Genomic DNA, 6936 nt, shown 5'->3' on the forward strand with positions numbered 1-6936 from the left:
TCCCGCGCCCGCGGTGGCCGCTGGCGGCGTGAGCGCGCCGCTGCCCGTCCCGCCGGTCGTCGCCGAGCAGCCGGCCGATGCCGCACCGGCCGGCTGGCCGCCCCCGGTCGCCACCCCGGTGACGGCGCCGGCACCCGCTACGTGGCCCGGCGTCCCGTCCCCGGCGCCGGTGGCAAACCCATCCGTTCCGTCCCGGTCGGTACCGGCCTGGCTGGGCATCGCCGCCACGATCGTGAGCGCCCTCATCGCCCTGGCCTCCTTCGGCCTGCTCACCTGGCTGGTGGTGCTCGTCTACGCGCTCGTGCGGCGCAGCTGGCCCAACGCGCTCGCCGCGCTCTACTACCTGGCCCTGAACGTGACCTTCGTCGTCGTGCTCGGCGAGAGTGAAACGGACGAGGTGTCCGATGCCGAGGGCGTCCTGATCGTCGCCTGGTTGCTCACCTGTCTGGTCGGTTTCCTGCACACGATCCTGCTCAACGGTCAGCTCCTGCGCTGGCTCCGCGGCCGTCTGGCCCGTCCGGAGCCGGTGGACGAGCGCCGGTTGCGCCGGGAGCAGGCTCGCTACCTGCTGTACCACTATCCGGCGGCCCGGCAGGAGCTGCGCATCGGGCGCCCGGACCTGGCGCGCGCGTTCGACGACGGCGGGCTGGTGGACATCAACGCGGTGACCGAGCAGGTCATCGCCGGGCTTCCCGGGATGACCGTCGCGCAGAGCCGGCAGGTGGTGGTGGACCGGTGGGCGCGCGGTCCGTTCGGGTCGATGGAGGACCTGGCCACCCGCTGCCTGCTGCCCCCGGCGCTCACCGACTCCCTCCGCGACCTCCTCCTCTTCCTCCCCCCACCCGGCCCGAGCGACGTCGACCAGGAAGTCCCGGTCCGGCAGTGGCCCGGGTCGTGACGGGATCCCGTTGATCAAAAAAAGGGCCGGGCGCGGGTGCGCAGGGGCTTCGCCACGGCGGGTCCTGGTAGAAATGCCGGATGGGTCAGGATCGGATGGCCGTCCGGGAGCGTGCCGAGGCGGTGCTGCGGCGGCTGGCGGGTGAGCACGCCCGGCTCCGCGAGGACCAGTGGCGGGCCATCGAGGCGCTGGTGGTCGACCGGCGGCGGGTGCTCTGCGTGCAGCGCACCGGCTGGGGCAAGTCGGCCGTCTACTTCGTGGCCACCGCGCTGCTGCGCGAGGGGGGCGAGCACGGCCCCACGGTGATCGTGTCGCCGCTGCTGGCGCTGATGCGCAACCAGGTCGAGTCGGCGGCCCGGGCCGGGATCCGGGCCCGCACCATCAACTCCGCCAACCTCGACGAGTGGGACGAGATCACCGCGGAGATCCACGCCGGGGCGGTGGACGTGCTGCTGATCAGCCCGGAACGCCTCAACAACCCGGACTTCCGGGACGGCGTGCTGCCGAAGCTGGCAGCCACCACCGGGCTGCTGGTGGTGGACGAGGCGCACTGCGTCTCCGACTGGGGGCACGACTTCCGCCCCGACTACCGGCGGCTGCGCACCTTCCTCGCCAACCTGCCCGAGCGCACCCCGGTGCTCGCCACCACGGCCACCGCCAACGCCCGGGTCACCCAGGACGTGGCCGAGCAGCTGGGCGACGCCCTGGTGCTGCGCGGCACCCTCGACCGGGAGTCGCTGCGCCTGGGCGTACTGGACCTGCCGAGCCCGGCGCACCGGCTGGCCTGGCTCGCCGACCACCTGGACCGGCTCCCCGGCTCCGGGATCATCTACACGCTGACCGTGGCGGCGGCCGGCGAGACCGCGGAGTTCCTCCGCGCCCGGGGCTGGTCGGTGGCCGCCTACACCGGGCAGGCCGAGGACGCCGACCGGCGGGCCGCCGAGCAGGACCTGCTGGACAACAAGATCAAGGCCCTGGTCGCCACCAGCGCGCTCGGCATGGGCTTCGACAAGCCCGACCTCGGCTTCGTGGTGCACCTCGGCGCGCCGCCCTCGCCGATCGCCTACTACCAGCAGGTCGGCCGGGCCGGCCGGGCCGTCGAGCACGCCGAGGTGCTGCTGCTCCCCGGCGTCGAGGACGCGGCGATCTGGCGCTACTTCGCCTCGCTGGCCTTCCCGCCCGAGGAGCAGGTCCGGGCCGTGCTCGCCGCCCTGGACACCGGGCGGCCGATCTCCACCCAGGCCCTCGAACCGGTGGTCGACCTGCGCCGGGCCCGGCTGGAGCTGATGCTCAAGGTGCTCGACGTCGACGGCGCGGTCCGCCGGGTGCGCGGCGGCTGGCTCGCCACCGGCGAGCCCTGGGTCTACGACGAGGCCCGGTTGCGCCGCGTCGCCCAGGCGCGCACCGCCGAGCAGCAGGCCATGCGGGAATACGCGGCCACACCCGGCTGCCGGATGCGCTACCTGCGGGAGTGCCTGGACGACGCCGGGGCCGGGGACTGCGGCCGGTGCGACAACTGCGCCGCCCCGCTGTTCGGCGCCGAGGTCTCCGACGCCGCGCTCAGCGCCGCGCAGACCTTCCTGGGCCGCCCCGGCGTGGAGGTCGCGCCGAAGAAGCTCTGGCCGACCGGGCTGGAGGCGGTCGGCGTACCCCTGAAGGGGCGCATCCCCCCGGCGGAGCAGGCGCTGCCCGGGCGGGCCGTGGGACGCCTGTCCGACCTGGGCTGGGGCGGGCGGCTGCGCGGCCTGGTCGGGCCGGACGCGGCGGACGGCCCGGTCCCCGACGACGTGGCGGCGGCGGTGGTCGAGGTGCTCAAGGCCTGGGCGCACGGCGACGACCCGTGGCCGCGCCGCCCGGTCGGCGTGGTCGCGGTCGGCTCCCGCACCCGGCCGCTGCTGGTCGGCTCGCTCGCCGAGCGGATCGCGGCGGTGGGCCGGCTGCCGCTTCTCGGCCGGGTCGTCCCGACCGGCCCGGCCGGGGCCGGCGGGCCGCGGGGCAACAGCGCCCAGCGGGTACGCGCGCTGCACGACGCCTTCGCGGTGCCCGGCGACCTGGCCGACGCGCTGGCCGGGCTGGACGGGCCGGTGCTGCTCGTCGACGACCTGGTCGACTCGGGCTGGACCATGAGCATGGTGGCCCGGCTGCTGCGCCGGGCCGGCGCGCCCGACGTGCTGCCGCTGGCTCTCGCGGTGGCCGGCTGAACCGTCGCTCCCGGGGCCCGGAAAGTTCCGGCCGGTCCACGAATGCGAGCGTCGCCACCGTCTGCGGACCGTCGGCGGGCCGGCCCGCGACCGGCGGTACCGTGGGCCCATGACCGAGCAGCGACCCGTCGTCCAGACGTACTCCGTCACCGGGATGACCTGCGAACACTGCGTCCGGGCGGTGACCGAGGAGCTGTCCGCCCTGCCGGGCGTCGAGGAGGTCCGGATCGACCTCGCCGCCGGCACGGCCACGGTCACCAGCGCCGCCGCGCTGCCGCTCGACTCCGTCCGCGCCGCCGTCGACGAGGCGGGCTACGAGCTGGCCGCCGGCATTGCCTGAGTCCCCGCCCCTCGCCGGCACCGACGCGCCGGTCACCGGCGGATCCGCTCCGGGCGGGCCCGTCGAGGTGGACCGGGCGACGCTGCGGCTCGCCCTGGTGGTCGGCGGGCTGGTGCTGGCCGTGCTGCTCGGCTTCGGTCTCGGCCGGCTGAACCCGCCGCCGAACCCGACCCGCACCGGGGAGCTCCCGGTGACCGCCGCGCACAGCCACGCCCCCGGCACCGGAGCGCACGCGCACGGCGGGGCAACCGTCACCCAGGGCGGCGACGCGGACGCGGCCGGCCTGTCGATCAGCTCGGCGGGCTACACGCTCGCCCCGTCGACCGTGGAGTTCACCGCCGGCAGGGCCGGTGAGCTGCGGTTCCAGATCAGGGACGAGCGGCGGCGGGCGGTCACCCGGTTCGCCGTCGTGCACGACAAGCCGATGCACCTCATCGTGGTGCGCCGCGACCTCACCGGCTACCAGCACCTGCACCCGACCATGGCCGCCGACGGCACCTGGTCGGTGCCGCTGACCCTGGCGGACCCGGGCGCCTGGCGGGCGTACGCGGACTTCACGGCGGTCGCCGACGACGGCCGGCAGACCGCCGTGACCCTCGGCGTCGACCTGGTCGCGCCGGGCGGGTACGCGCCCCGGCCGCTGCCCGCCCCGGCCACCTCGACCACGGTCGACGGGTTCACCGTCGGCTACGCGGGCACCCCGGCGGTGGGGCAGTCGGTGCCGCTGCGGTTCCGGGTCACCGGCGCCGGTGGCGCGGCCGCTCCGCTGGAGCCCTACCTCGGCGCGTACGGCCACCTGGTCGCGCTCCGCGAGGGCGACCTCGGCTACCTGCACGTGCACCCCGAGCCGGTGCGGGACGGCGACGCCGTGACGTTCTGGCTGACCGCGCCCGGGCCGGGCCGCTACCGGATGTTCCTGGACTTCCGGATCGGCGGCGTGGTGCGGACGGCCGCGTTCACCGTGACGGTGCCCTGAGCGCCGACGGGCCGACTCAGCCGGCCCGGCGGACCGGGCGGCGGGCCAGGTAGCGCAGCAGGTCGCGGATGTGGTGCTTCTCCTCGGCGGGGACGTTCGGGTCGGCCAGCCGCTCCAGGATCACCCGCACGTCGGCCTCCACCGGGCCGTCCTCCGCGCCGCGGCGGCGGGGCACCGCGCCGGCGTCGGGCAGGCCCAGCGCGCGGAAGGCGGCCGCCACCGGCAGGTCGAGGGCGGCGCAGAAGCCGCGCACCTTGGCCAGCTCGGGATAGTCCTGCCAGTCGCCGGCCAGCCACCGGAACACGGTCGACCGCCCCACGCCGGTGTGCGTGGCCAGATCGGTCACCGTCCAGCCGCGCTCCTCGCGGGCGTCATCGATGGCGCGTCGCACGAAGCGCGCGAACGCCATCTGCGGCGAAACCTCTGCGGAAGCCATCCCCCGGGGTCTGTCCCTTTCCGCCGGAGCACCCGACTCTGGGCACCGAGCCTAGTACGCCGCGACTGATAAGTAACTGACTGATCGGTCGGAAGGTCCCGTGGGCGGGACCGTCACAGGCATAGACAATTGTGAGCCGTCAACTAAACTCGACGGACCGCTGAGCAGCGAACACGACGAGGAGCAGCATGGCCGAGCCGGACCGTCCCGTGCCCCACCGCCCGGGCGCCATCAGCCTCTTCTTCGTGGCCAAGGCCGGCGTCTTCGCCCTCGGTTTCTGGATCTGGCTGCTGGTGCTCGCGGTGCTCGGCGACCCGGCGACCGGCGTGCACCTGATCGCCGCGACCGGTGCCATCACCACGACGCTGGTCGCCGTGGTGCTGGGCGCCCGGATGGCCCTCCAGCGCAACGCCGCCGTCCGGCACGCCGAGCTGAAGCGGCTGCTCGTCGACATCTCGTGGAACGCGTTCGCCGCGGCCGGCAACGCCGACGAGTCGGCGACGGTGGTGCCGTTCCCGACGGCGGCGCAGGAGACCGACCGGTCCACCAACCGCGGGCCCGGCGAGCGGGTGTCCGCGCTCGACCGGGGGGAGCGCAACCGGGGCGACCGCCGCCGCTAGGGGCGGCCGGCGAGCAGCGCCTCCAGCCGGGGCGTGACACCCCACTGGTCGACCAGCTCGCGGTATTCGGCGCGCTGGTCGTCGGTCGGCGCGCTCCCGGTGCGCCGGGCCCGGATCAGCAGGTTGCGCGGGGTGTGCCGGGAGTCGACGAACTCCACCACCTCGGCACGGTAGCCGTGCAGCCGGAGCAGGCCGGCGCGCAGCGCGTCGGTGAGCACGTCGGCGAACCGCTCGCGCAGGATGCCCTGCCGGGTGAGCAGCTCGTACGGCCCCGGCGCGGGGTGGGCCCGGAGCTGGGCGGCCACGTCGTGGTGGCAGCACGGGGCGGCGAGCACCCAGCGGGCGCCCCAGCGCAGCGCGCGGGCCAGCGCCTCGTCGGTCGCGGTGTCGCAGGCGTGCAGCGCGAGCACCAGGTCCGGCGCCGGCTCGACCTGCGCGTCGGCGATGGTGCCGGCCACGAAGCTCACCCGGCCGGCCCAGCCCAGCCGCTCGGCCAGCTCGGTGTTGCGCCGGCGCTGGTCCTCGCGGACGTCCACGCCGACCAGCGTCACGTCCAGCCCGCGCTGGGCCAGGTAGCGGTAGGCCGCGAAGGTCAGGTAGGCGTTGCCGCAGCCGAGGTCCACCACCCGCAGCGGCCCGGTCAGGTCGTCCGGCAGGGTGGCGGCCAGCGCCCGGAGGAACGCGTCCACCTGGCGACGCTTGGCCGCCGTGCCGCCGATCTCGGCGAAGATCGGGTCGCCCGGGTCGAGCAGCCAGTCCTTGGCCCGGTCGTGGCCGCCCGGCTCCGGCGCCGGCCGGCTGGCCGCCGCCCGGTGCACCTGCGCCTCACCCGACTTGGTCACCCGGAGCTGGAGCGTGCTGCCGGCGGTCTCCACGTGCCAGTTGCCGAAGGGCTCGGCGAGCAGCGCGTCGACCGCCGTGCCGGCCTCCGCGCCCGGCGCCACGTTCCGGGTGTACGGCCGGGCCCCGTCGGAGGTGGAGATCTGCAGCCGCGGACCGCCCTTGAGGGTGACCGGGCGCAGTTCGGCGCGGACCACCGAGGGGCGCTGGCCGCGGCGACGCCCGGCGGCGACCGCCCGGGTCAGGGCGGGGTCGAGCAGCAGCGCCCGCACCTCGCGCAGCGCGGCGTCCAGTGGTTCCGGCATGGCTTCCTCTTCCTCGGCGGGGGTGGAACGGGGACGTCCCCCGCACCGGATGACCGGTACGGGGGACGTCGGATGTCTCGCGGGTCAGTCGGCGGTCGCCTCGGCCGGCGTACCGGTGCCACCGCCACCACCGCGGCGGCGCCGGCGGCGGCGCGGCTTGGCGGCCGACTCGCCCTCGGCGGACGCGGCGGCCGGCTCGGCGCCACTCTCGGTGGAGATCACCGCGGTGGGCTCCCCGGCGACCGTCTCGCCGGCCCGGCGGCGCCGGCGGCGGCGCGGGGTGCGGGCACCCTCCTCGGCGGACGCCTCGGCGGCCGGGC

At 76.1% G+C, this 6936-nt stretch carries 6 protein-coding genes and 2 pseudogenes; 5 read left to right on the top strand and 3 right to left on the bottom strand.

The features are described from left to right. From ACW0Q9_RS27780 to ACW0Q9_RS27795, 4 genes and pseudogenes are all read left to right on the top strand, one after another. Window positions 1-898, top strand: a pseudogene (locus tag ACW0Q9_RS27780) (BTAD domain-containing putative transcriptional regulator); the annotation flags it as partial. Window positions 899-978: 80 nt separating this feature from the next. After that, on the top strand, window positions 979-3099 hold the full coding sequence (locus ACW0Q9_RS27785; protein WP_456186263.1) for a RecQ family ATP-dependent DNA helicase: 2121 nt from the start codon (window positions 979-981) through the stop codon (window positions 3097-3099). Window positions 3100-3208: 109 nt separating this feature from the next. Then, a complete protein-coding gene (locus ACW0Q9_RS27790; RefSeq protein WP_456186265.1) occupies window positions 3209-3439 on the top strand; it encodes a heavy-metal-associated domain-containing protein in 231 nt (76 codons plus the stop codon). Continuing rightward, window positions 3432-4415, top strand: a complete 984-nt coding sequence (locus ACW0Q9_RS27795; protein WP_456186266.1) for a hypothetical protein — start codon at window positions 3432-3434, stop codon at window positions 4413-4415. The genes ACW0Q9_RS27790 and ACW0Q9_RS27795 overlap by 8 nt, the downstream gene beginning before the upstream one ends. Before the next feature lie 16 nt (window positions 4416-4431). On the opposite strand, the gene ACW0Q9_RS27800 is transcribed toward ACW0Q9_RS27795, so the two are convergent. Beyond that, complete coding sequence (locus ACW0Q9_RS27800) at window positions 4432-4851, bottom strand: helix-turn-helix domain-containing protein (protein WP_456186268.1); 420 nt, start codon at window positions 4849-4851, stop codon at window positions 4432-4434. Between the two features lie 188 nt (window positions 4852-5039). Here ACW0Q9_RS27800 and ACW0Q9_RS27805 point away from each other — a divergent pair, with 188 nt between their 5' ends. Continuing rightward, window positions 5040-5471 carry a hypothetical protein gene (locus ACW0Q9_RS27805; RefSeq protein WP_456186270.1) on the top strand — a complete coding sequence of 144 codons (432 nt, stop codon included), beginning with the start codon at window positions 5040-5042 and terminating at the stop codon, window positions 5469-5471. On the opposite strand, the gene ACW0Q9_RS27810 is transcribed toward ACW0Q9_RS27805, so the two are convergent. Beyond that, window positions 5468-6616, bottom strand: a complete 1149-nt coding sequence (locus tag ACW0Q9_RS27810; RefSeq protein WP_456186272.1) for a class I SAM-dependent methyltransferase — start codon at window positions 6614-6616, stop codon at window positions 5468-5470. The genes ACW0Q9_RS27805 and ACW0Q9_RS27810 overlap by 4 nt on opposite strands. An 84-nt stretch (window positions 6617-6700) precedes the next feature. Beyond that, window positions 6701-6936 (bottom strand): annotated as a pseudogene (locus tag ACW0Q9_RS27815) (DEAD/DEAH box helicase); the annotation flags it as partial.

This window comes from Micromonospora sp. I033 (assembly GCF_053890995.1).